Below are 22,004 nucleotides of genomic sequence, written 5' to 3'. Positions count from 1 at the left end.
AACGTGTCCACAACGATGCCGGTCCGCGACAATCCGTCCATTGCGACGGCCCCTTTGCGTACTGAGAAAATGCCCCCCTCCCCACACCGCCCCCTGATCTCCGGCGTGCTGGCCGACAAGCTGTTCGGCTTTTTTGCACGTGGCGCTGCCATCCTGACCCTGCTCCTGCTGCTGGGCATCCTGGCTTCGCTGGTGGTGGGGGCCTGGCCTTCCATCGCCAAATATGGCCTGGGCTTCCTCACCAGCAGTGTCTGGGACCCCGTGCAGAACGAGTACGGCGGCTTGGTGATGATCTACGGCACGCTGGCCACCTCCGCCATCGCGCTGCTGATCGCCGTGCCCGTGAGCTTCGGCATCGCGCTGTTCCTGACCGAGCTGTCGCCCTCCTGGCTCAAGCGCCCCCTGGGCACGGCCATCGAGCTGCTGGCTGCCGTGCCCTCCATCGTCTACGGCATGTGGGGGCTGATGGTGTTCGGCCCCATCCTCGCGACCTATGTGCAGCAGCCGCTGCAGTCCCTGTTCCAGGGCGTTCCCTACCTGGGTGCGTTCGTGTCGGGCCCTCCGGTGGGCATCGGCATCCTGTCGGCCGGCATCATCCTGGCCATCATGATCATCCCGTTCATCGCCTCGGTGATGCGCGACGTGTTCGAAGTCACCCCTGCCCTGCTCAAGGAATCCGCCTACGGCCTGGGCTCCACGACCTGGGAGGTGGTGTGGAAGGTGGTCCTGCCCTACACCAAGACCGGTGTGCTGGGCGGCATCATGCTGGGCCTGGGCCGTGCGCTGGGCGAGACCATGGCCGTGACCTTCGTCATCGGCAACATGAACCAGCTGTCCTCCCTGTCGATGTTCGAGGCGGCCAACAGCATCACCTCGGCCCTGGCCAACGAATTCGCCGAAGCCGGCGAAGGCCTGCACCAGGCCTCGCTGATCTACCTGGGCCTGGTCCTGTTCTTCATCACCTTCGTCGTGCTGACCTGCTCCAAGATCCTGCTGTCCCGCCTGCAAAAGAATGAAGGAGCGCGCTCATGAGCAGCACCACCACCAGCACCGGGCAGCGCCTGATTTCGGCGGCCGAGCTCGACCAGCAGCGCCAGGCGCGCTACAACAGCCGCAAGCGCGTCAACCAGATCGCCCTGGTCCTGTCGCTCGCCGCCATGGCATTCGGCGTCTTCTGGCTGATCTGGATCCTCTGGGAAACCGTCCGCCTGGGCGTCGGTGGCCTGAGCGTCGCCCTGTTCACGCAGATGACGCCGCCACCCAATGAAGCAGGTGGCATCTCCAACGCCATCTTCGGTTCGTTCGTGATGGTGATGTTGGCGACATTCGTGGGCACGCCCATCGGCATCATGGCCGGCATCTACCTGGCCGAGTACGAGACCAAGAGCCTGCTGGCTTCGGTGACGCGCTTCGTCAACGACATCCTGCTGTCGGCACCCTCCATCGTGATCGGCCTGTTCGTGTATGCCGTGGTGGTGGCGCGCTTTCGCAGCTTCTCGGCCTATGCCGGCATCCTGGCGCTGGCGCTGATCGTGATCCCGGTGGTCATCCGCACCACCGAGAACATGCTGGTGCTGGTGCCGTCGAGCCTGCGCGAAGCGGCCTACGCCCTGGGTACGCCCAAATGGAAGGTCATCATCCTGGTGACGCTGCGCGCAGCCCGCGCCGGCGTGATCACCGGTGTGTTGCTGGCCGTGGCCCGCATCGCCGGCGAAACCGCTCCGCTGCTGTTCACCGCACTGAACAACCAGTTCTGGAACGGCGACCTGTCCAAGCCCATGGCCAGCCTGCCCGTGACCATCTTCAAGTTCGCCATGAGCCCGTACGAGAACTGGCAACAACTGGCCTGGGCCGGTGTGTTCCTCATCACCGTCGCCGTTCTCGGCCTGAACATCCTGGCGCGGGTCCTGACCCGCCACAAGTAAGCCCTAGCAGCAAGAAAGACACTCTCATGTCCGCTATTCTCAAGAACGACGTGCCCAACAAGTCCAAGATCACGGTGCGCGACCTGAACTTCTACTACGGCAAGTTCCATGCCCTCAAGGGCATCAACCTCGACATCCCCGAGAACAAGGTCACGGCCTTCATCGGCCCCTCGGGTTGCGGCAAGTCCACGCTGCTGCGCACCTTCAACCGCATGTTCGAGCTGTACCCCGAGCAGCGCGCCGAAGGCCAGATCGTGCTGGACGGCGAGAACCTGCTGACCAGCAAGCAAGACGTGGCCCTGGTGCGTGCCAAGGTCGGCATGGTGTTCCAGAAGCCCACCCCGTTCCCGATGTCGATCTATGACAACATCGCTTTCGGCGTGAAGCTGTTCGAGAGCCTGAGCGCCACCGACATGGACGACCGCGTGGAATGGGCGCTGCGCAAGGCAGCCCTGTGGAACGAAGTCAAGGACAAGCTCAACCAGACCGGCTCGGGCCTGTCCGGTGGCCAGCAGCAGCGTTTGTGCATCGCCCGCGGCATTGCCATCAAGCCCGAAGTGCTGCTGCTCGACGAGCCCTGCTCGGCGCTGGACCCGATCTCGACCGCCAAGGTGGAAGAGCTGATCGCCGAACTCAAGAACGAGTACACCGTGGTCATCGTGACCCACAACATGCAGCAGGCCGCACGCTGCAGCGACTACACCGCCTACATGTACCTGGGCGACCTGGTCGAGTTCGGCGAGACGGAACAGATGTTCTTCAAGCCGCAGCGCAAGGAAACCGAAGACTACATTACCGGCCGTTTCGGCTAAGGAGACAGCAATGCCCGACAAGCACCTTTCGTCGCAGTTCGACTCCGAACTCAACAGCGTCTCCGCCCGCGTCATGGAAATGGGCGGCCTCGTGGAGTCGCAGATCCGCCAGGCGGTCTACGCCCTGTCGCAGTTCAGCATCGAGGCCGTGGAGCAGGTTGCCGCCATCGAAGTGCGCGTGAACGCCATGGAAGTGGAGATCGACCACGAGCTGTCCTCCATCATCGCGCGCCGCCAGCCCACCGCGCGCGACCTGCGCCTGCTGCTGGCCTTCTCCAAGGCCACGGCCAACCTCGAGCGCATGGGCGACGAGGCCAACAAGATGGCGCGCATGGTGCGTTCCATCATCGAAAGCGGCGCCGCCCGCTCGCTGCCATCGAGCGACCTGCGCGTGGCGGCCGAGCTGGCCTCGGGCCTGCTGCGCAAGGCGCTGGATGCCTTTGCCCGCCTGGACACCGCGATGGCCGTTTCCATCCTCAAGGAGGACGACCTGATCGACAAGGAGTTCGACGGTTTCGTGCGCAAGCTGGTCACCTACATGATGGAAGACCCGCGCACGATCTCCCCGAGCCTGGACCTGCTGTTCCTGGCCAAGGCCATCGAGCGCATCGGCGACCATTCGAAGAACGTGGCCGAACTCATCATCTACCTGGTCAAGGGCAAGGACGTGCGCCACACGGCCCTCGATGAGATCGAATCGGCCGTGCTGTAGGCCTGTGAACGCTGTATGAGAAAGCTACCCCGTGTTCTGATTGTCGAAGACGAACCTGCGATCGCCGAGCTGATCGCGGTCAACCTGCGGCACAACGGATTCCAGCCCTTCTGGGCCGAAGATGGCGATTCGGCCCAGCGCGAGCTCGATGCCGTGCTGCCCGACGTCATCCTGCTCGACTGGATGCTGCCCGGCCAGAGTGGCCTGTCACTGGCGCGCAAGTGGCGCGCCGATGCGCGCACCAAGGCCATCCCCATCCTCATGCTCACCGCACGCGGCGACGAGCCGGACAAGGTGGCAGGCCTGGACGCTGGCGCCGACGACTACATCACCAAGCCGTTTTCCACGCAGGAGCTGCTGGCGCGCATCCGCGCCGTGCTGCGCCGCCGTGCGCCCGAGCAGGTCAGCGACAGCGTGACCATTGCCGACCTGGTGCTCGATGCCGGCACCTACCGCGTGGCCTTCCAGGGCCAGCAGCTCAAGGTGGGCCCCACCGAGTTCAAGCTGCTGCACTACCTCATGAAGCATGCCGAGCGCGTGCACAGCCGCTCGCAACTGCTGGACAAGGTCTGGGGCGACCATGTCTTCATCGAAGAGCGTACAGTGGACGTGCACGTCAAGCGCCTGCGCGAAGCGCTGGGTGCCGCGTCGGTGATGGTGGAGACGGTGCGCGGCGCCGGCTACCGGCTCACGGCGCAATCGCAACCCCAGGCGCAGCAGCTGCAGGCCTGATGGTTCACGGGGCGCCGCGCGGCGCCCCTGGTTTTCTGAGAAGGCTTTGCAACCTGCATGCTCTGGCGATTCACGTATTTTCTGCTCTGGCAAATTGCCGGCGGCGGGCTCGGTTGGTGGCAGGGCGGGCCCTGGGGCGCGGCCCTGGGAGCGGCAATAGCGGCCTGGGCATGGTTTGTGTGGGACCTGCTGCGCGGCGCGCGCGTGCTGCGCTGGCTGCGCACGGGCGAGCTGTCGCGCGCACCGGTCATGCGCGGCATGTGGGGCGAGGCGGCCGACCGGTCGCGGCGCCTGTTGCGCCTGCAGGCCCAGGAGGTGCAAAGCAGCCAGAACCGCCTGCAGGAGATACTGGCTGCGCTGCAGGCCACGCCCAACGGGGTGGTGCTGCTGGATGCAAAGGGCCACATTGAGTGGTGCAACCAGATGGCCGCCGCCCAGTTCGGTTTTGACGCGCAGCGCGACGTCATGCAGTCCATCGGCAACCTGGTGCGCGACCCCGAATTCACTGCCTATTACACGGCCCAGGATTTCTCGCACGACGTGGTGCTGGAGGGGCGCAACAGCACGCCTTCGCGCCCGGTGCGCATCTCGGTGCACCTGCACCCCTATGGCGACGGGCGCACGCTGCTGCTGTCGCGCGATGTGACGGCGCTGGAGCAGGCCGAGGCCATGCGCCGCGACTTCGTGGCCAACGTCTCGCACGAGATCCGCACACCGCTCACGGTGCTCATGGGCTTCGTCGAGACACTGCAGACCCTGCCGCTGGCACAGGACGAGCGCGCCCGCTACCTGGGCATGATGTCGCAGCAGGCCGCACGCATGCAGAGCGTGGTGCAGGACCTGCTCACGCTGTCGCGCCTGGAGGGCAGTCCGCCACCCGGCATGGCCGAGTGGATGCCGGTGCAAGGCCTGGTGCAACGCTGCGAGGAAGAGAGCCGTGCCCTGTCGGCCCTGCTGGCCCAGACCCAGCAGCGCCCCCACACGCTGCTGTTCCCGAGCAAGGCGGAGCTGCTGGCCCAGGGGGACATTGCCGGTGTGCCGGCCGAGCTGCAGAGCGCCCTGTCCAACATCATCAACAACGCCGTGCGCTACACGCCTGCGGGCGGCACGATCACGGTGGGCTGGGTGCGCAAGGAGGATGGCTCGGCCACCTTCTCGGTCAAGGACACGGGCCCGGGCATTGCGCCCGAGCACATTCCGCGGCTGACCGAGCGCTTCTACCGGGTGGACCGCAGCCGCTCGCGCGAGACCGGTGGCACGGGCCTGGGCCTGGCCATCGTGAAGCATGTGCTGCAGCGCCATGGCGCGACGCTCGCCATCCAGAGCACCCTGGGCAAGGGCTCGACCTTCTGCGTCACCTTTCCGGTCAACCGGCTGCGCTTGCCAGTGCCGCAGGCGCTGGCAGCCTGATCGCACGCCAGAGCATGGCCGCGAACAGGGCGGCCGTCACGGCCAGGGCGGCAGCGCTGGCAGCCCAGAAGGTGGCCGGCGTGGCCACCGCGGCCCAGGGCCCCAGGCCCTGGTAGGCCAGCAGGTAGCCGCCGCCCAGGCCGGCGCCCCAGAGCAGGGTGCAGTACACCACCAGCGGCGCCACCGTGATGCGGTAGCAGCGCAGCACGAACACGCACAGGGTCTGCAGCGCGTCGGCCACATGGTAGGCGGCCACCCAGGCCAGCAGCCCGCCCGTGACCGCCACCACCTGTGCGTTCGATGAGTACAGCGCGCCCAGGTGGTTGCGCCCGAGGAACATCAGCGCCGCCAGGGCCAGGCCCATGGCGCAGGCCAGGCGCATGCCCAGCAGCGCCACCTGGTGCGCGCGCAGCGGTTCGCCCGCGCCCAGCCAGTAGCTCACGCGCGCGCTGGCGGCAATGGACAGCGACAGGGGCACCATGTACAGCACGGCCGCCAGGTTGGACGCTATCTGGTGCGCGGCCGAGGCCACCGTGCCCTGGCGCGCGATGAACAAGGCCATGAGGGTGAACGAGGTGACTTCCACCATCACCGCCAGGCCCGCCGGTACGCCCAGGCGTGCAAAACCCGCGATGGTGGGCCAGTGCGGGCGTTCCAGCGGCTTCCAGAGGGCCAGCGGCTGGTACAGCGCCTGCGTGCGCAGCAGCCATACCGCCAGCGCCAGCATGCTGCAGTTGACCACCAGCGTGGCCCAGGCGCAGCCCACGGCGCCCTGCGCGGGCAGGCCTGCGCCGCCAAAGGTGAACCAGATGGACAGCGGCACCTTGATGAACAGCGAGCCCACCTGCAGCCAGGTGACCAGCTGGGGGCGGCCCAGCGCCTGGTTGAGCGTGCTGTAGATGCGGAACAGCAGGGCCGGCGGCAGAGCGAGCGCGAGCACGGCCAGGTAGTTCTCGACCTCGCTGCGCAGCGCATCGGGCACCTCGGTCCAGCGCAGCACGGCGCCGGGCGAGAGCAGCACGGCCATGCCCAGGATGCTGGCCACGGCGCACAGGTACAGCGACTGGCGCAGCGAGGCGCCCAGTTGCTGCTGCTGCCCCGCACCGCGCTGCTCGGCCCACACCGGCAGCAGGGCGCTGAGCACGCCGATCAGCGCCACGTAGACGCTGATGAAGATGGCCGAGCCCACCGACAGCGCGGCCAGCGAAGCCTCGCTGTAGCGGCCCGCCACGATGGTGTCGGCCACGCCGAAGGCCATCACGGCCAGTTGCCCGGCCAGCACCGTCACGGCGTGGCGGGAAATGGTCGACAGCTCGCTCATCAGGGTTTGGTTTCGGTTTCGATGCGGCGCAGCAGCACCAGGAAGTCGGTCTTGTCGGTGGGGCGTGCCACGGTGGCCACGCGTTCCCACTGCAGCCCATCCACGCTGGAGGCCGGTGCGGGCCAGGAGGCGATGTCCGAGACCAGCCACTCGCAGCCGGTCACCGCGAGGCTGGCAGGGTGCAGCGTGAGGCCGGCGTGGTACTGCAGCGCGGCCACCTGGGCGCGGCTCAGGCCCACGGTCTGCACGCAGCCGGGCTGTGGGCCCAGCACGGCCGTGACGGCGCGCATCTGCGGCACATAGCTGCGCGCGAAATCGAGCAGCGGCAGCCACAGGCTCATGAGCAGCAGCCAGCTCAGGGCGGCGCCGCTGGCGGGCAGCACCAGGCTCTTCCAGATCGGGGCGCGGTTGCGCGAGGCGCGCCACCACACCAGCGCGCACCAGCCCACCGAGGCGGCCAATGCCGCCACCAGGGCCAGCAGCGAGAACTGCGGCACGAAGCCCGGCGCGAGCTTGGCCACATTGGCCGCCGGCTTGGCGGGCACGCCGGTCTGCATGGCGATCCAGATGACCCAGATCGCCAGGGCCGAGACGCTGAAAAAGATCAGCGTGAACCAGTCGATCAGCGCGCCCATACTGCGGCTGAGCGTGGGCAGCGCGAAGGCGGCCAGTGCCGCCAGTGCGGGCAGGCCCAGCAGCAGGGCGCGGTCGGCCGGCTGGGTTGTGATGGTGGCACCGATGGAGATGGCCGTGAACCACAGCGGCAGCAGCAGGTGGCGGTGCCACTGGCGGCTGGCGATCTGCTTGCGCCAGCGCCACAGCGTCCACAGCGCCAGGGGCCAGGCTGGCCAGCCAAACCAGACCAGCAGCCGGGCCAGGCTCGCCCATTCCTTGCCACCGCCCTCGGTGCTCACGATGCGCCAGCGCCACAGGTCGAGCTGCCAGGCCAGCACGGCCGCAGCCACGATGACCAGGGCCGTGGCCACCGCCCAGGCCCGGCACTGGCGCGCGTCCTTGTCGGGCAGGCGCAGCGCCAGCAGCACGCCGCTGGCACCCAGCAGCACCGTGAGCGCAGGGGCGCCCGCCAACGTGAGGCCGAAGGCGCCCACCAGCATGGCTCCCAGCGCCTTGGTGGCGTGGTAGGGCAGCACGGCAAAGGCAAAGAACAGGAAGGAGGTGCAGCTCAGTTGCACCAGGTAGCTCGTCACCTCGTGCGAAAGCTGGGCCAGGCCCAGGCAGGCGATCAGCGCGAGCAGGGCGCCATCGGCAATGGCGCGCGCATAGTCGAGCGGGGTGGCCTCGCCGCCGAAGGCAAAGGCCACGGGCTGCGCACCCGGGCTGCGTGCCAGGTAGTACACGCCGTACCAGGTGGCCATGAAGGTGAGGGCCAGCAGCGCGGCAAAAGGGATGCGCACGGCCATTTCGGGCGACAGCCAGGCCGGCGCCCACTGGAGGGCCAGGGCCCCGATCCAGTAGGGCAGCAGGCCCTCGGTCTCGGGTGCCATGCCGCCCAGCAGCGGGTTGAGCCAGCTGGTGCGGCCCTGCGCCAACTCCAGCATGTAGCCGTAGGCGGTGATGTCGGCGCTCTTCCATGGCGCGCGCCCCACGAAGCCGGGGATCACATAGGCAATGCACAGCAGCATCAGGGCCCAGCGCGGCAGTGGCCGCACGGCATTCTGGGTAACGATGGCTGGGGTCGGTGGATTCACGCGTCGGCTGGTGGCTTGAAGGAGCCGCCAAGAATAAGGGATAAGCGCCCGGGTTCCGTCAGCAGGCTGTGAAGGGCAGGGTAAGTCTGGTAACCCCGGTCACAGCGCAGGGGCGCAAACATGAAAAAAGGCAGCTCGGTTGCCCGGGCTGCCTTCTTGGCATACAGCGTGCGAAGGATTACTTGGCAGCGGTAGCGGTGGTCTTGCCGAAACGGTTGCGGAACTTCTCGACGCGTCCGCCCATGTTGTCCACGGACTTTTGCGTGCCCGTGTAGAAGGGGTGCGATTCGCTGGAGGTATCGAGCTTGAACAGGGGCAGCTCACGGCCGTCGTCGGTCTTGCCCATTTCCTTGGTGTTCACGCACGAACGGGTCACGAACTTGAAACCGTTGGACAGGTCCACGAACAGAACTTCGCGGTAGTTGGGGTGAATGCCTTCTTTCATGATCAATCCTTGTCAAGTGCGGGAGCCGTGCTGGACCCGGAGCAACCTTTGCGCCGTGGAGCATCCAGCGTACTTTCCGCAGAAAAAGCCCTCCATTATAACCAGAGTCCAGTGATTTCCCCAAACTCAGGCGGGGCGTGGGCCGGTGTAGGCAGCCCGTGGACGGATCAGGCCGGCGCTGCTGCGCTGCTCCAGTGCGTGCGCGATCCAGCCCAGGGAGCGTCCCAGCGCGAACAGCCCGTAGGCGGCACCCTGCGGCAGACCCAGGTGGCGGCGCACGGCCACCAGCGCGAAGTCCAGGGACGGGGGCTGGCCCACCAGGGCCTGGGCGTCGGCGACCCAGGGCGCCCAGACCGGGCGCGCGGGCAGGATGCGCGCCAGCAGCAGCCGGGCGCGCCCATCGCCTTGCGGGTACAGGTGGTGGCCAAAGCCGGGCAGGGCCTCGCCGCGGGCCAGCCGCTGGCGCAGGCCTGCGGCGGGCGAGGACTGCTCTTGCCTGCCGTCCAGTTCGTCCCACAAGGCCTCCACCCGGGCCGTGGCCCCGCCGTGGCGCGCGCCGGTCAGCGCCGCCAGCCCGCCCACCACGGCCGCGCGCAGGCTGGCGCCGGTGGAGGCCACGCAGCGCGCCGTGAAGCCCGAGGCATTGAGTTCATGGTCGGCGCACAGCACCAGCGCCATGCGCACCAGGTCGGCCCCCTGGTCGTCGAGCTGCCAGGCCCGGGCGCACTGCAGGTGGATGGGGTCGGCACCGGGCGCCGTGCCCAGCAGGCAGGCGGCCAGCTGGCGCACCAGGGCGCCACAGCCCTCGGCCAGGCGCTCGGGCGTGGTCTGCCACTGGGCGGTGGGCGCGTCGTCGCTGGCGATGGTGAACAGCGGCAGCAGGGCCTCCTCTGGCCGGTGGCCGGCCAGATGCGACTGCACGGCAGCCAGCATGGGGGAGGCCTCGGGGGCACCGGCGCCAAAGGCGGCGGCTTGCGTGCACTGCCAGAGCCGGGCGGCCACGGCCTCCACGCTGCAGGACTGCGCCAGATTCTCGACCGGGACGCCGCGCAGGTACAGCTGGCCGTCCTCGATCAGCGTGATCGCCGATTCGAGCACCGGCAGCCCCCAGCTCAAAGTGGCCTTGGCCACCTCGCGCGGCTTGCGGCCGCGCTTGCGCTGGCCAGCCAGCATCTCCACGTCGGCCTGCGCATAGCGGCTTTCGCGTGGTGTGGGGCCGGGGTGGGCATGCAGCAGGCCGCGGCTCACATAGGCGTACAGCGTGGCGCGCGAGACACCCAGGCGCTCGGCGGTTTCGGCGGCGGTGAGGTAGCTAGACATGGGTGGATCAGAGAAAAGGCATGTTGAAAATATAAATCAATATTGACAATAAATGCTGCCAATCTATTCTGAGAAGCTTCTTTCAAGGAGGTTCTCATGCCCGCCCCACTGATTTCTGTTCCCCCAGGCGCCCTGGCGCTGGCTGGCCAGGCATGGACGGCGCTGGGTGGCCCCGCATCGGCGCTGGACCACTTGTCGGTTGCAGGCCGGGGCGATCTGCCCTCGGTGTTTCCGGTCACGGACCTGGCCACCGCCTCGGTCGGCGTGGCGGGGCTGGCCGTGGCTGAGCTCCTGGCGCAGGCGGGTGGCGCGTGGCCTGCCGTGCAGGTGGACCGGCGCCTCGCGTCCTTCTGGTTCGGCATGTCGCTGCGTCCCCAGGGCTGGACCCTGCCGCCGGTCTGGGATGCCGTGGCCGGGGACTACCGCACGGCCGATGGCTGGGTGCGGCTGCACACGAATGCGCCGCACCACCGCGATGCAGCCCTGGCCGTGCTGGGGGTGGCGGCCGACCGGGAGGCCGTGGCACACGCCGTGGGACGCTGGAAGTCCGACGCGCTGGAGGCTGCCGTGGTGGCGCAGGGGGGTTGTGCAGCCGCCATGCGAAGCATCGAAGACTGGGGGCTCCACCCGCAGGGCCGGGCGGTGCAGGCGGAGCCCCTGGTGCACTGGGAGACCGCAGACCCGGTGGCCCAGCCCACCTGGCCCACCAAACCCGCGCGGCCCCTGCGCGGTGTGCGCGTGCTCGATCTCACGCGCATCCTGGCCGGCCCCACGGCCACGCGTTTTCTCGCGGGCCATGGCGCGGACGTGCTGCGCATCGATCCGCCCGGTTGGGACGAGCCCGTCACCGTGCCCGAGGTGGTGCTGGGCAAGCGCTGCGCGCGGCTGGACCTGCGGGTGCCTGCCGATAGCGCGGTGTTGGAAGGCTTGCTGCGCCAGGCCGATGTGCTGGTGCATGGCCTGCGGCCCGGCGCGCTGGAGCAACTGGGGCTGGGTGCGCAGCGCAGGCGCGCGCTCAACCCGGGCCTGGTGGATGTGTCGCTCAGCGCCTACGGCGCAAGCGGTCCCTGGCAGGGCCGGCGTGGTTTCGACAGCCTGGTGCAGATGAGCACCGGTATCGCCGACGCTGGCATGCGCTGGGGTGGGCACGACCGGCCCACGCCGCTGCCGGTGCAGGCCATCGACCATGCCACGGGCTATCTGATGGCGGCCGCTGCCGTGCGCGGCCTGGTACGCCGCGTGGCCACCGGAGCGGGCAGCACGGCGCGGCTGTCGCTGGCGCGCACGGCACGCTGGCTGGTGTCCGCCGAGCGCGGCGCCGTGGAGCCGCTGGCGCCTGAGCAGCACGAGGATGTGGATGACGCGCTGGAGCCCACCTCCTGGGGGCCGGCCCGGCGGGTGCGCGCACCACTGCAAGTGCAGGGCGCCGCCATGCACTGGGACCGGCCGGCACTGGCCCTGGGTTCCGCGCAGGCGCGCTGGTAGGTGGTGCAGAAGGCACAACGCCCCGCAGGCCGTGAAACCTGCGAGGCGTTGTGCGAAGGTGCCAGGGAGTGCCTAGCCGCCGCGGCGCATCATGTCGAAGAAGTCGACGTTGGTTTTCGTCGCCTTCATGTTCTTGATCATGAGTTCCATGGACTCGATCTCGTCCATGTTGTACATGAACTGGCGCAGGATGCGGGTCTTCTGCAGGATCTCGGGCACCAGCAGCAGCTCTTCGCGGCGCGTGCCGCTCTTGTTGAGCTCGATGGCGGGGAACACGCGCTTTTCGTACAGGCGGCGGTTCAGGTGGATTTCGCAGTTGCCCGTGCCCTTGAATTCTTCAAAGATCACTTCGTCCATGCGGCTGCCGGTGTCGACCAGCGCGGTGGCGATGATGGTCAGCGAGCCACCTTCCTCGACCTTGCGGGCGGCGCCGAAGAAGCGCTTGGGGCGCTGCAGCGCAGCGGCGTCCACACCACCCGACAGCACCTTGCCGCTGGAGGGCACGACGTTGTTGTAGGCGCGGGCCAGGCGGGTGATGGAATCGAGCAGGATCACCACGTCCTTCTTGAGCTCGACCAGGCGCTTGGCGCGCTCGATCACCATCTCGGCCACGTGCACGTGGCGTGCGGCGGGCTCGTCGAAGGTGGAAGCGATGATCTCGCCCTTGACCGTGCGCTGCATTTCGGTCACTTCTTCAGGGCGCTCGTCCACCAGCAGCACCATCAGGTGCACGTCGGGGTTGTTGGCCGTGATGGCGTGGGCGATGTGCTGCATCATCACCGTCTTGCCGCTCTTGGGCGGGGCGACGATCAGCGCGCGCTGGCCGCGGCCGATGGGCGCGATGATGTCGATGATGCGGCCGGTGATGTTCTCTTCGCTCTTGACGTCGCGCTCCAGGCGCATCTGCTCCTTGGGGAACAGGGGCGTCAGGTTTTCGAACATCACCTTGTGCTTGTTCTGCTCTGGTGGGCCGTCGTTGACCTTGTCGAGCTTGGTCAGGGCAAAGTAGCGCTCGCCGTCTTTCGGAGTGCGCACTTCGCCTTCGATCATGTCGCCGGTGTGCAGGTTGAAGCGGCGCACCTGGCTGGGGGAGATGTAGATGTCGTCCGTGCTCGCGGTGAAGCTCGTGTCCGGGCTGCGCAGGAAGCCGAAACCGTCGGGCAGAATTTCCAGCACCCCATCCGCAAACACCTGCTCGCCCGCCTTGGCGCGCTTCTTGATGATGGCAAACATCAGCTCCTGTTTGCGCATCCGGCCCGTGTTTTCGATTTCGAGTTCTTCGGCCTGCTTCAGGACTTCAGACACGTGCAGTGCCTTGAGTTCGTTTAAGTGCATGGAATGACTCCTTGGCGGAGTAGGTAGGTGTCTCGGGGGAGGTGGGCTGTTCGCCGGTGGTCTGCTGATGGCAGTCACGGCGTGCCTGAGGATCTCTCGAACCGGCTGCCAATGCGTGCAAGCCGGTGATCTGCTGGAATTATGACAGGAAAAAATCCGGGAAGGCCGGGCCGCTGCTTGCGGGCATGTGAAGAGATGCAAGCGGCGGTGAAGAAAGAGGGCTGCGGCACCCCGGCCCGGGGAGCCGCAGCCAGCAAGGCCTCAGGCCAGTTGCTGGTCGACGAAGGCCGTCAACTGCTCCTTGCGCATGGAGCCGATCTTGGTGGCCGACAGCTGGCCGTCCTTGAAGAACATCAGCGTGGGAATGCCGCGGATGCCGAACTTGGCAGGCGTTTCGCGGTTCTCGTCGATGTTCAGCTTGGCGACCTGCAGCTTGCCTTCATAGGTCTTGGCCAGGTCGTCGAGGTGGGGGGCGATGTCCTTGCAGGGGCCGCACCATTCGGCCCAGTAGTCCACCAGCACGGGGGTGGTGGACTGCAGTACGTCGGCTTCAAAGCTGGCGTCGGTGAGGTGCTTGATGAGTTCGCTGGCCATGGCGTATTCCTTGTATCTGGGCGGGTTGGGACCGGGGTACGTATAAAGTTGGGTCATTGTGACAGAAACCAATCCCACGTTCACCGGTGTGGCCGGGCCCTCCGATGCTATGACTGTCATAGCTAAAACCGATCAGGCGGCCCCTTGTTGGGCCCGGGTGCTGGACGCCGTGTCGCGGCACCTCGCTGGGTGCGGTGCGCATGCGGCCCGCACCGTGGTGCTGGTGCCCTATGCGCAGCTCATGCCCTGGGGCCAGCGCCTGTGGGCGCGCCGGCAGCCGGACAGCTTCGTTCCGCGCTTCGAGACCACGCGCAACTGGGCCCACCAGTTGGCGGTCTTCGTGCCCGAGGGCCGCGACCTGGCCGGCGATGTGGCGCGCGATACGCTCACTGCGCGCACCCTGCTCGACCAGGCGGGCCTGTCGGCGCAGCGCGAGGTGCTGGCCACGCCGCTGCAGCAGGCTGCGGCCCAACTGGCCCTGGCCGTGGCGGCCGTGCCGCCCGCGCAGCGCGATATATGGGGCGTGCAGGCGCGCGGCCTGCTGCCGGTGGCGGACGAGGGCAGCGCCCTGCGCTTCGAGGCCGTGGTGGCGCGCATTGCGCTCGAATGGGCACTGGCCTCGCGCTACGCCACCGACGTGCTGTTCGAGGCGGGCGTGCGCGCCGCCACCGACGCGCTGGTGGTGCTCGAAGGCTTCCAGGCCGAGCCCCTGGCCGCCGCGCTGCAGGCCCACTGGGGCGAGCGGGCCCTGGTGCTGCAGCTGTATGCCCCCGGCGAGGATGGGGGGGCGCAGGGGCAGGTCGCCCTGCATGCGGCCAGTGACGCCGAGGACGAGGCGCAGCGCGCCGCCGCCTGCGTGCTGGACCACCTGGCCGCAGGCCGCACACCCGTGGTGCTGGCCGCCACCGACCGGGCGCTGACCCGCCGCGTGCACGCCCACCTGGGCAGCAGCGGCGTGGACGTGCGCGATGAAAGCGGCTGGACGCTGTCGACCACGCGCGCGGCCGCACAGGTCATGGCCGCACTGAAGGCCTGCGCCTGGGATGCCGATGCCGACGCCGTGCTCGCCTGGCTCAAGCAGGTGCCCGCATGGCCGGCCGCCGCGCTCAACCCGCTGGAAAAAGCGCTGCGCCGGGCATCGCTCGCGCGCTGGGATGCGGTGGCCGCGCGCGACTGGAGCGCGCACCCGGCGCTGGCCGCCGGCGTGGCGCAGACCGAGGCCTGGCGTGCCGGCCTGCGCGCGGCGCGCCCGCTGGTGCAGTGGCTCGCGGCCCTGCGGGGGCTGCTCGAGGCCACGGGCCAGTGGGCCGTGCTCGAGGCCGACGAGGCCGGCGAGCGGGTGCTGGCCTTGCTGCGCCTGCCCGAAGGACTGCAGGCCGAGCTCGAAGCCTGGGAGGGCGTGGGCCGGCGCATGGCACTGGCCGAGTTCACGCGCTGGGCCGACGAGGTGCTGGAGGCTGCGCGTTTCGTGCCCCCGCCGCCGCCCGGCGCGCCGGTCGTGATCCTGCCGCTGCCGCAGCTGCTGGGGCGGACCTTTGCGGCACTGGTGCTGCCGGGCTGCGACGAAAAGCGCCTGCAGCCTGCGCCCGAGCCGCCCGGTGAGTGGACGCAGGCCCAGCGCGAGGCCTGGGGCCTGCCCACCCGCGAATCGCTGGAGGCCGCACAGCGCCTGGCCTGGCGCAGCGCGCTGCAGACCCTCGTGGTGGACGTGCTGTGGCGCACCGGCGACGAGGGGGGCGAGCCGCTGCTGGCCAGCGCCCTGGTGCTGGCGCTGCACCTCGATGGCACGGCGCATGCGGGCCAGGACCTGCGCCTTGCGCGCAGCGTGGCCAGCACGCCCACGGCCCGGCCGCTGCCCAGCGGCCAGGCCTTGCCGGTGCACAAGCTGTCCTCTACCGCGTATTCGGACCTGCGCCATTGCCCGTATCGCTTCTTCGCGCTGCGCCAACTCGGCCTGCAAGAGGCGGAGGAGCTGGGCAGCGAGGTGGACAAGCGCGACTTCGGCAACTGGCTGCACGAGGTGCTGCAGCATTTCCACGAGGGCCTGCTCGATGCCCCGCTCGACGCCGGGCCTGCACGCCTGGGCCGGCTCGACGAGTCGGCCCAGGCGGTCACCGCGCGCCAGGGCCTCTCGGGCGGCGACTTCCTGCCCTTTGCCGCAGGCTGGCCCCAGGTGCGCGATGGCTACCTGCGCTGGCTGGCACGGCACGAGCAGCAGGGGGCGGTCTTTCGCCAGGCCGAATTGCGCACAACGCAGCCGCTGGGCGCGATGGAACTGGTGGGCACCATCGACCGCATCGATGCGGTGTCGGGTACCGGCGAAGTGACCACCCTGGTGATCGACTACAAGACCGAGACCGACTCCGTCACGCGCCAGCGCATCGGCGCCGGATCGGAGGACACGCAGCTGGCCTTCTATGCTGCGCTCCTGAGCCACGACACCCTGCGCGCCGCCTACGTGAACGTGGGCGAACGCGGCGAGACGCAGATGCACGAGCAGGAGGAGGTGGTGGCCCTGCGCGACCTGCTGGTCGAGGGCATACAGCACGACTTCGAGCGCATCGCCGCAGGCGACCCCATGCCCGCGCTGGGCGAAGGCATGGTCTGCGAATACTGTGCGGTGCGCGGCCTGTGCCGCAAGGACTTTTGGGCATGACGAATCCTGGAATGAAGGGCGCCGCCTACGAACACAACGGCCAGCCCATCTCGCGCGAGGGCTTCTATGCCATTGCCTGCGACCCGCAGCGCAGCGTGGCAGTCGAGGCCTGCGCGGGCGCGGGCAAGACCTGGATGCTGGTCTCGCGCATGCTGCGCGCGCTGCTCGACGGGGCCGCGCCGCACGAGATCCTGGCCATCACCTTCACCAAGAAGGCCGCGGGCGAAATGCGCCAGCGCCTGCAGGAATGGCTGGAGCAGTTTGCCGATGCGCCGCTGGACCGGCTCACGGGGGAGCTCGTGGCCCGTGGCATCCACCCCGAACGTGCGCTGGAGCAGCGCGAGGCCCTGCGCGGCCTGTACCGCACGATGCTGGAGAGCGGCCGGCCGGTGCAGATCCGCACCTTCCACAGCTGGTTTGCCGCGCTGCTGGGCACGGCGCCGCTGGCGCTGCTGCAGGCCCGGGGCCTGCCGGCCAACTTCGACCTGTTGGAGGACGATGCCGAGGCCGTGCGCGAGGTCTGGCAGCCCTTTCTGCACGCGGTGGACAGCCACGCCGGCCTGCGCGCCGACTACGCCGCCGTCGTGTTCCGCCACGGCCGCTCGCAGACGCACAAGGCGCTCGCGGCGGCCCTGTCCAAGCGCGTGGAGTTCGACCTGGCCGACGAGGCCGGCGTGGTCGATGCCTCGGTGCCGCCGTTTTTCGAACACTGCCCCGAACTGGCCGGCCTCGCCAGCCCCGCCGAGGCGCTGCGGGGCGACCCAGTGCGCCGCCGCTGGCTCGACCGCGCCCAGGCCCTGGGCGCCGAGTCTGCCAAGACGCCGCAGAAGGCGGCCGATGCCATCGTCGACGCCTTCGCCTGCGACGACCTGGACCTGCGCCTGGACCTGCTGCGCAAGGCCCTGTTCGTGGCCAAGGAAGACCGGCTCTCCAAGAACCTCGAAAAGTTCGCCGCCGCGCAGGAGGCCGAGCCCGAGCTGCAGCGCCTGCTGCTGGCGCGCCTCCAGCACGATGCCTGGCAGCACCAGCAGCGCATGGCGCGGCTGGCGCGGTGCCTGGTCAGGGAGTTCGCCGCCGTCAAGAACGCGCACGGCTGGGTGGACATGAACGACGTGGAGCGCACGGCCCTGGTCATGCTGGCCGACCCGGTGCTCAGCGGCTGGGTGCAGGAGCGGCTCGATGCCCGCATCCGCCACCTGCTGGTCGACGAGTTCCAGGACACCAACCCGCTGCAGTGGCAGGCCCTGCACGCCTGGCTGTCGGGCTATGCGGGCTCGGGCGGCGGTGCCGGCGCGCCCAGCGTGTTCATCGTGGGCGACCCCAAGCAGAGCATCTACCGCTTTCGCCGGGCCGAGCCGCAGGTGTTCATCGCGGCGCAGGCCTTCGTGCGCAACGGCCTCTCGGGCGACCTGCTCAGTTGCGACCACACGCGCCGCAACGCCACCGGCGTGATCGCGGCCGTGAACGATGCCCTGGGAACGGCCCAGGCGCAGGGCGAGACCAGCGGCTTTCGCGAGCACACGACCGAATCGACCGACCCCGGCGAATTGCTGCGCCTGCCCGCGATCGGCCCGCTGGACGAAGAGGGACCGTCGGGCCGCAGTGGCCTGCTGGCCTGGCGCGACAGCCTGACCGAGCCGCGCCACGAGGCCGAGGAAACCCAGCGCATGCGCGAATGCGAGCAGGCCGCGCGCTGGGTGGCCCGGCAGATCGCGCAGGGCGTGCCACCCAAGGAGGTGCTGGTGCTGGCACGCAAGCGCGACCGCCTGGCCTCCATGCAGGACGCACTGCGTGCCCTGCACCTGCCCTGTGTGCAGCCCGAGAAGGCCGACCTGTTCGATGCACCCGAAGTGCAGGACATCGTGGCCCTGCTCGATGCGCTGGTCTCCACCGGGCACGACCTGTCGCTCGCGCGCGCGCTGCGGTCGCCGCTGTTCGGCCTGGGTGACGATGCCCTGGTGGCCCTGGCGCTGCTGCGCCGCCAGCCCGAGCACGCCAGCCTGAACTGGTTCGAACTGCTGCAGCGGCCAGAACTCATGGAGGGCACGCCAGCTGCCGCTGCCGGCCCCGTGCTTGCGCTGTACAAGGCCTGGGTAGATGCATTGCCGCCGCACGATGCGCTGCACGCCATCTATGCAGAGGGCGACGTGCTGGCCCGCTTTGCGGCGGCGGCGCCGGCTACCCAGCGTGCGGCGGTGCAGGCCAATCTGCGCGCCTTGCTGGCGGCGGCGCTGCAGCACGATGGCGGGCGCTACCTCACGCCCTATGCCTTCGTGCGTGCCATGAAGAAGGGCGGGGTGCGGGCGCCCGGTCGCGTGGATGCGCAGGCCATCCGCCTGCTCACCGTGCATGGCGCCAAGGGGCTGGAGGCCGAGTGCGTGCTGCTGCTCGACACCGACACCCGCCCGCAGAAGGCCGAGACCATGGGCGTGCTGGTGGACTGGCCCGGTGAGCAGGCGGTGCCCACGGGCTTCGTCTTCCTGGCCAGCGAATCGAGCCCGCCACCCAGCGCGGTCGATGCCCTGGCCGTGGAGCAGCAGGCGCGCCAGCGCGAGGAGCTCAACATGCTCTACGTGGCGATGACGCGGGCCAAGCACTGCCTGGCCCTGTCGTCCGTGCAGCCCACGAGCTCGGCGCCCGGCAGCTGGTGGAACCGCCTGGCGACGCTGGTGCAGGAGGCCGTGGTGCCCGGCGACGACGGCGCCGGGGGCCTGGTGGTGGAGGCCGACGCGCCAGAGGTCTTCGCCGTGGCCGGGTTGCCTGTGCTACCCCCGGAACTGGGCCAGGGTCGCAAGGGCGAGTCCGGTGCGGGCCTGGTCGAAGGGTTCGGGGGCTCGAACCGCCCCGACGGCCCGGCCGAGCGGCAGGCGCGCGAGTCCACGCCCGAATCCCGCCTGGGCGAGGCCATGCACCAGCTGCTGGAGCAGGCCGGCGTCGCGGGCATGGCGCTGGCCCAGCTGCGCAGCCACGGCTGGCAGCCCGCGCGCCTGGCCCGCCTGGCGCAGGACCACGAGATCACCGCCGCGGCCGCCGCGCGCGCCGCGCAACTCGCCCAGCGCATCCTGGCGGGCGAGGGCGCCTGGGCCTGGGATCCGGCCGAGATGGACAGTGCCATGAACGAGGCGCCCCTGAACCACCAGGGGCAGAGCCTGCGGCTCGACCGCCTGGTGCATCGGCCGATGGCGGGCCACGGTACCGGCCCTGCGCCGGGCTGGTGGGTGCTCGACTACAAGAGCGCCGCCCAGCCCGAGCGCCAGCCTGGGCTGATGGCCCAGCTGCAGCGCTACCGCGAGGCGGTGCGCGCGCTGATGCCCGGCGAGCCGGTGCATGCAGCCTTCCTGACCGGCGACGGGCGCATGGTCGTGGTGCCTGCGGATGCCGGTGCGGCGGGTGGGGGCGGCACCTTGGGGCATACTCTCGCCCCCGCAGCACCTGCACCGCCGGTGGCCGCCAAACCCCGCCGGGCGCCGCCCGCGGTGGATGATTCCCCCCAGGGTTCATTGTTCTGACCCCTGCCGTTGTTCCGATTTCCGAAAGCCCCACCACCATGAATGCAAGCACCTCCACCGCCCAGGACGCGGCCGCCCCGGGCCTGGCCTGTGATGTCGCCATCGTGGGCGGCGGCCCGGCCGGCCTGATGGCCGCCGAGGTGCTCGCGCAGGCAGGCGTGGCCGTGCATGTGTTCGATGCCATGCCCTCGGTGGGCCGCAAGTTCCTGCTGGCCGGCAAGGGCGGGCTCAACCTCACGCACTCCGAGCCGCACGAGGCCTTTGCCACCCGCTTTGCCGGCCGCGAAAAGCAGGTCGAGCCGCTGATCACCGCCTTTGGCGGGCCCGCCGTCCGCGCATGGGCCCAGGGCCTGGGTGTGGAGACTTTCGTCGGCACCTCGGGCCGCGTCTTCCCGGCCGACATGAAGGCGGCGCCGCTGCTGCGCGCCTGGCTGCAGCGCCTGCGCAGCCAGGGCGTGCAGTTCCACATGCGCCACCGCTGGCTGGGCTGGGCCGATGCCGGCCAGGGCGGTGCGTTGCGCTTTGCCACGCCAGCCGGCGAGGTGGCCGTGGGCGCGCGCGCCACGCTGCTGGCCCTCGGCGGCGGCAGCTGGGCGCGCCTGGGCTCCGACGGCGCCTGGGTGCCGCTGCTGGAGGCGCGCGGCGTGGCCGTGGCGCCGCTGCGCCCGGCCAACAGCGGTTTCGACGTGGTGCGCGCCGATGCGCCCGCGGGCGAGACGCGGCGCGATTTCCTGCGCGAGCTGATCGGCCGCACGCCTGCGCCCGCCGTGGGCTGGACCCCGCACTTCACCGAGCGCTTTGGCGGCCAGCCGTTCAAGACGGTGGCCATCGGCTTCACCGACAGCCAGGGGCGCAGCTTTCACCGCCGCGGCGAGTTCGTGGCCACCGCCACCGGCGTAGAGGGCAGCCTGGTCTACGCCGTCTCGCAGCTGCTGCGCGACGAGATCGAGGCCCATGGCCACGCCACCTTCCACCTCGACCTGCTGCCTGACCACACGCCCGAGCGCGTGCTGGTGGAAGTGCGCCACCCGCGCGGCTCGCGCTCGTTGTCCAGCCACTTGAAGAGTCGCCTGGGCCTGGACGGCATCAAGGCCGGCATCCTCTACGAGCACCTGGGCAAGGACGGCATAGCCGACCCCGTGGCCCTGGCCCATGCCATCAAGGCCCTGCCCGTGACGGTGGTGGCGGCGCGGCCGCTGGACGAAGCCATCAGCACGGCCGGCGGCGTCACCTTCGAGGCGCTGGACGCCCACCTCATGGCCACGGCCGCGCCAGGTGTGTTCTGCGCGGGCGAGATGCTCGATTGGGAAGCCCCGACCGGCGGCTACCTGCTCACCGCGAGCATGGCCAGCGGCAAGGCGGCGGGCGAGGGCGTGCTGCGCTGGCTGGGGCAGTCCCGCTAGGGTCTTGGTGGCCCCTCAAGCAGTGGCAACAGGTCCTGGTCAGAACCTGGAGCGGTAATACAGCATCGGGCCGCCCTTGCGGGCCCGCAGCACCAGGCGCGAGCCGCTCTGCAATTGCACCCCTACGGCACCGAACTCGGGTGTCAGGCCCCCGGTTTTCGCGGTGGCCCATTGCACTTCCAGGCGCGTGCCGTACGAGGGCTGCTGCGCCTGCCGGATCAGGCCCAGGGCATCGGGGGCCTGCGCTCCCTGCGGCGTGCGCGCCCAGGCGGAGATATCGAGCTGCCGCCCGCTTTCCAGCCGGGACCTCCAGCGCACGCCCAGGTCCAGACTGGCGGGGGCGGCGGCTTCCGCAGCCAGCGGCATGGCGCCCGCCGCGGGCGCGCTCAGGCCCAGGGACAGGCCGAAGCGGGTCGGCGAATCCGGCGTGAGCCAGCGCGTGATGTCCATGTACTGGGTGCTGGGGGGGTTGCCGGCCGCGCCGCCCGCGAGGGCGGGGTTGCGTGCGGTGTAGTCGCCCAGGTCGGGCAATACCGCACTGTTGACCTCATAGGCCGAAGACAGCCGTGCAGACTCTTCCTGCCAGCCGGCCATGGCCTCGTCGCCGAAAGAGGAGGTATCGGCTGGGGCCGCCAG

General features: G+C 69.6%; 17 protein-coding genes. 10 read left to right on the top strand and 7 right to left on the bottom strand.

Translation table 11 applies throughout. The features are described from left to right. Nucleotides 1-69 precede the first annotated feature (69 nt). From pstC to phoR, 6 genes are read left to right on the top strand one after another with little or no spacing between them, the layout of a single operon-like run. Nucleotides 70-1,032 carry a phosphate ABC transporter permease subunit PstC gene (pstC, locus tag PMI14_RS00100; RefSeq protein WP_238541777.1) on the top strand — a complete coding sequence of 321 codons (963 nt, stop codon included), beginning with the start codon at nucleotides 70-72 and terminating at the stop codon, nucleotides 1,030-1,032. Beyond that, complete coding sequence (pstA, locus tag PMI14_RS00095; RefSeq protein WP_007847676.1) at nucleotides 1,029-1,925, top strand: phosphate ABC transporter permease PstA; 897 nt, start codon at nucleotides 1,029-1,031, stop codon at nucleotides 1,923-1,925. The genes pstC and pstA overlap by 4 nt, the downstream gene beginning before the upstream one ends. 26 nt (nucleotides 1,926-1,951) lie before the next feature. After that, a complete protein-coding gene (gene pstB / locus PMI14_RS00090) occupies nucleotides 1,952-2,737 on the top strand; it encodes a phosphate ABC transporter ATP-binding protein PstB (RefSeq protein ID WP_007847674.1) in 786 nt (261 codons plus the stop codon). 10 nt (nucleotides 2,738-2,747) lie between these two features. Continuing rightward, complete coding sequence (gene phoU, locus PMI14_RS00085; protein WP_007847672.1) at nucleotides 2,748-3,449, top strand: phosphate signaling complex protein PhoU; 702 nt, start codon at nucleotides 2,748-2,750, stop codon at nucleotides 3,447-3,449. A gap of 15 nt (nucleotides 3,450-3,464) precedes the next feature. Next, nucleotides 3,465-4,181: a phosphate regulon transcriptional regulator PhoB gene (gene phoB, locus PMI14_RS00080; protein ID WP_007847669.1), complete on the top strand. Its 717-nt coding sequence runs from the start codon at nucleotides 3,465-3,467 to the stop codon at nucleotides 4,179-4,181. 57 nt (nucleotides 4,182-4,238) lie between these two features. After that, a complete protein-coding gene (gene phoR, locus PMI14_RS00075) occupies nucleotides 4,239-5,591 on the top strand; it encodes a phosphate regulon sensor histidine kinase PhoR (protein WP_007847667.1) in 1,353 nt (450 codons plus the stop codon). Here phoR and PMI14_RS00070 read toward each other — a convergent pair. The 4 genes from PMI14_RS00070 to PMI14_RS00055 all read right to left on the bottom strand — a co-directional run bounded on the left by PMI14_RS00070 (nucleotide 5,548) and on the right by PMI14_RS00055 (nucleotide 10,386). Next, entirely contained in the window at nucleotides 5,548-6,912 is a 1,365-nt protein-coding gene (locus tag PMI14_RS00070) for an MATE family efflux transporter (RefSeq protein ID WP_007847665.1), read from the bottom strand. The two genes, phoR and PMI14_RS00070, sit on opposite strands and share 44 nt — an antisense overlap. Next, a complete protein-coding gene (locus PMI14_RS00065; protein ID WP_035201774.1) occupies nucleotides 6,912-8,621 on the bottom strand; it encodes a hypothetical protein in 1,710 nt (569 codons plus the stop codon). The genes PMI14_RS00070 and PMI14_RS00065 overlap by 1 nt, the downstream gene beginning before the upstream one ends. 178 nt (nucleotides 8,622-8,799) lie before the next feature. Beyond that, complete coding sequence (locus PMI14_RS00060) at nucleotides 8,800-9,066, bottom strand: type B 50S ribosomal protein L31 (RefSeq protein WP_007847661.1); 267 nt, start codon at nucleotides 9,064-9,066, stop codon at nucleotides 8,800-8,802. Between the two features lie 126 nt (nucleotides 9,067-9,192). After that, nucleotides 9,193-10,386, bottom strand: coding sequence for a citrate synthase family protein (locus PMI14_RS00055; protein WP_007847647.1), 1,194 nt, complete (start codon nucleotides 10,384-10,386; stop codon nucleotides 9,193-9,195). A gap of 96 nt (nucleotides 10,387-10,482) precedes the next feature. Here PMI14_RS00055 and PMI14_RS00050 point away from each other — a divergent pair, with 96 nt between their 5' ends. Continuing rightward, the gene (locus tag PMI14_RS00050) at nucleotides 10,483-11,871 is read left to right on the top strand and encodes a CoA transferase (RefSeq protein ID WP_007847645.1); all 1,389 of its coding nucleotides are present in this window, start codon (nucleotides 10,483-10,485) and stop codon (nucleotides 11,869-11,871) included. 72 nt (nucleotides 11,872-11,943) lie between these two features. On the opposite strand, the gene rho is transcribed toward PMI14_RS00050, so the two are convergent. Both rho and trxA read right to left on the bottom strand, forming a co-directional pair. Then, the gene (gene rho, locus PMI14_RS00045; protein ID WP_007847642.1) at nucleotides 11,944-13,206 is read right to left on the bottom strand and encodes a transcription termination factor Rho; all 1,263 of its coding nucleotides are present in this window, start codon (nucleotides 13,204-13,206) and stop codon (nucleotides 11,944-11,946) included. A gap of 261 nt (nucleotides 13,207-13,467) precedes the next feature. Next, complete coding sequence (gene trxA / locus PMI14_RS00040) at nucleotides 13,468-13,800, bottom strand: thioredoxin TrxA (RefSeq protein ID WP_007847638.1); 333 nt, start codon at nucleotides 13,798-13,800, stop codon at nucleotides 13,468-13,470. Between the two features lie 109 nt (nucleotides 13,801-13,909). Here trxA and PMI14_RS00035 point away from each other — a divergent pair, with 109 nt between their 5' ends. Genes PMI14_RS00035 through PMI14_RS00025 form a run of 3 tightly spaced genes read left to right on the top strand, consistent with a single transcriptional unit; the run spans nucleotide 13,910 to nucleotide 21,368 of the window. After that, on the top strand, nucleotides 13,910-16,456 hold the full coding sequence (locus tag PMI14_RS00035) for a PD-(D/E)XK nuclease family protein (protein ID WP_007847630.1): 2,547 nt from the start codon (nucleotides 13,910-13,912) through the stop codon (nucleotides 16,454-16,456). Further along, nucleotides 16,453-19,965 carry an exodeoxyribonuclease V subunit beta gene (locus PMI14_RS00030; RefSeq protein WP_007847615.1) on the top strand — a complete coding sequence of 1,171 codons (3,513 nt, stop codon included), beginning with the start codon at nucleotides 16,453-16,455 and terminating at the stop codon, nucleotides 19,963-19,965. Before PMI14_RS00035 ends, PMI14_RS00030 begins: the two co-directional genes overlap by 4 nt. A gap of 38 nt (nucleotides 19,966-20,003) precedes the next feature. Further along, a complete protein-coding gene (locus tag PMI14_RS00025) occupies nucleotides 20,004-21,368 on the top strand; it encodes a TIGR03862 family flavoprotein (protein ID WP_007847613.1) in 1,365 nt (454 codons plus the stop codon). A 39-nt stretch (nucleotides 21,369-21,407) separates the two neighbouring features. Here PMI14_RS00025 and PMI14_RS00020 read toward each other — a convergent pair. Then, the coding region (locus PMI14_RS00020; protein WP_193353603.1) for a hypothetical protein at nucleotides 21,408-22,004 on the bottom strand (597 nt) is incomplete at its 5' end.

The sequence above is a fragment of the Acidovorax sp. CF316 genome, from assembly GCF_000276605.1.
In the GTDB taxonomy this organism is placed as follows: Bacteria; Pseudomonadota; Gammaproteobacteria; order Burkholderiales; family Burkholderiaceae_C; genus Acidovorax.
This window is presented reverse-complemented; position numbering and strand designations above follow the sequence as displayed.